The following is a 1,645-nucleotide window of genomic DNA, read 5'->3' on the forward strand; positions in this document are numbered from 1 at the left end:
CTCGGCCCGCGGATCGGCGGGATGACCGTGCGCGGCCGCGTAGGCCGCAGCCACGCCCGAGGCGGAGCGCCGCGCGCGCAGTCGCTCCACCAGGTCCTCGGCCTCCGTCCTGGCGTCGGGCACACCGTCCACGGCTGGGTCGGTGCCGGCGGCCGGTTCGGTGGTGGACGGTCCGGTGGTGGACGGTCCGGCTACGGTCGGCACGGCGCGGGACAACGGTTGAGCTCCCGGGCCGTCGGCCCCGCGCACCGGGCCGAACGGCCAGGGATCAGGGCGGTGCTGCTGCGCGGTCTCTGGCTGCATGACCCAGGACGCTAGGCGCATCCGATACCCCAGGTACGGCCCCGTGGCCCGCCTGTGCACAGACTCCGAGAACGAGCCCCTGTGGTCGGGCTCGTACCCGCACGGCTCCGTCACGTGGGTCTGTCCGCGCCGTCCACGACAGGCCCACGAATCTCGGCCACAGGTTCGTCCACGGCCACCGATGAGTTCCGCCGGACGTCGTCGTCGGACCTGACGAGCGCGCGCGAACCGGAGCAGCACAAGCGGTCCCGGACCGCGCGGACGAGATCAGGAGCGAGCACCATGACCGAGAAGAAGTCCCACACGCTCGACGTGCCGGGCGCCGTCCTCACCTACGACGTGCGCGAGGCGGCCGCGCCGTCCGACGAACCGACACTGCTCATGATCGGCCTGCCGATGGGCGCCGAGGGCTTCACCACCCTGGCGAGTCACTTCACCGACCGGAAAGTGGTCACCTACGACCCACGTGGTGTGGAGCGCAGCACGCGCACGGGCACCCAGCCGCCCGGGGTCGCCGACCACGCCGACGACGTGCATCGCGTCATCGAGGCCGTCGGGGGCGGCCCGGTGGACCTCGTCGCCTCCAGCGGTGGCGCCGTCGTGGCGCTGGAACTCGCGGCGACCCACCCCGGAGACCTGCGGACCGTCGTCGCGCACGAGCCGCCCCTGCCCGCCGTCCTGCCGGACCGGGAGGCCATGGTCGCGGCCATGACGGACATCCACGACACCTACCAGGCCAAGGGCCTGGGGGCCGGGATGGCGAAGTTCATCGCGCTGGTCATGGCACGGGGCGAGATCACCGCGGAGTACGTCGACCAGCCGGACCCGGACCCGGCCGCGTTCGGCCTGCCGACCGAGGACGACGGAACGCGCGACGACCTGATGCTGGGCGTCAACATGCTGGTCCTGCAGGCATACGAGCCGGACTGGGAAACGCTCAAGGCCACCACCCCGCAGGTGTTGATCGCCGTCGGCGAGGACACGAACGACGAGATGACCGGCCGTTCCGCGCGGGCGGCCGCCGCACTGCTCGACGCCGAGGCGGTCGTCTTCCCCGGAGGCCACGGCGGCTTCAGCGGCGGGGAGTACGGGCAGCCGGCCGACAAGCCCGACGAGTTCGCGGCGCGGCTGCGGGAGGTCCTCACGCGCTGAGCCGGGCCCGCGCGTCAGTGGCTGTGGTCGCCCAGGTCCGCGACGACGACGGCGAGCGTGCCCGGCCCCACGTGCACCCCGAGGACGGCGCTCAGCGGCGTGACCTCGACGTCCGCCCGGGTGCGGGTGTGCAGGCGGCCGGCGAGGGCCTGGGCTCGGTCGAGGGCGCCGAAGTGGTGCACGGCGACGA

Annotated in this window: 3 protein-coding genes; 1 reads left to right on the forward strand and 2 read right to left on the reverse strand. The window is 73.5% G+C overall.

Going from position 1 to position 1,645, the window contains the following annotated elements; genetic code table 11:
• Positions 1-303, reverse strand: a 303-nt coding sequence (locus PROKR_RS37050; RefSeq protein WP_425414933.1) for a hypothetical protein, incomplete at its 3' end; no start/stop codon positions are given.
• A 282-nt stretch (positions 304-585) separates the two neighbouring features.
• Between PROKR_RS37050 and PROKR_RS23575 the strand changes: the two genes are divergently transcribed.
• Positions 586-1,455: an alpha/beta fold hydrolase gene (locus tag PROKR_RS23575; RefSeq protein WP_036968382.1), complete on the forward strand. Its 870-nt coding sequence runs from the start codon at positions 586-588 to the stop codon at positions 1,453-1,455.
• 14 nt (positions 1,456-1,469) lie between these two features.
• Here PROKR_RS23575 and PROKR_RS23580 read toward each other — a convergent pair whose 3' ends face one another.
• The gene (locus tag PROKR_RS23580; protein WP_245605952.1) at positions 1,470-1,637 is read right to left on the reverse strand and encodes a DegV family protein; all 168 of its coding nucleotides are present in this window, start codon (positions 1,635-1,637) and stop codon (positions 1,470-1,472) included.
• Positions 1,638-1,645 lie beyond the last annotated feature (8 nt).

Origin of the sequence: Promicromonospora kroppenstedtii DSM 19349, from assembly GCF_000515355.1 — a bacterium.
In the GTDB taxonomy this organism is placed as follows: Bacteria; Actinomycetota; Actinomycetes; order Actinomycetales; family Cellulomonadaceae; genus Promicromonospora; species Promicromonospora kroppenstedtii.

Coding starts and splice junctions, on each gene's coding strand:
- PROKR_RS23575 (WP_036968382.1), top strand. CDS start 586: ATGACCGAGAAGAAGTCCCACACGCTCGACGTGCCGGGCGCCGTCCTC.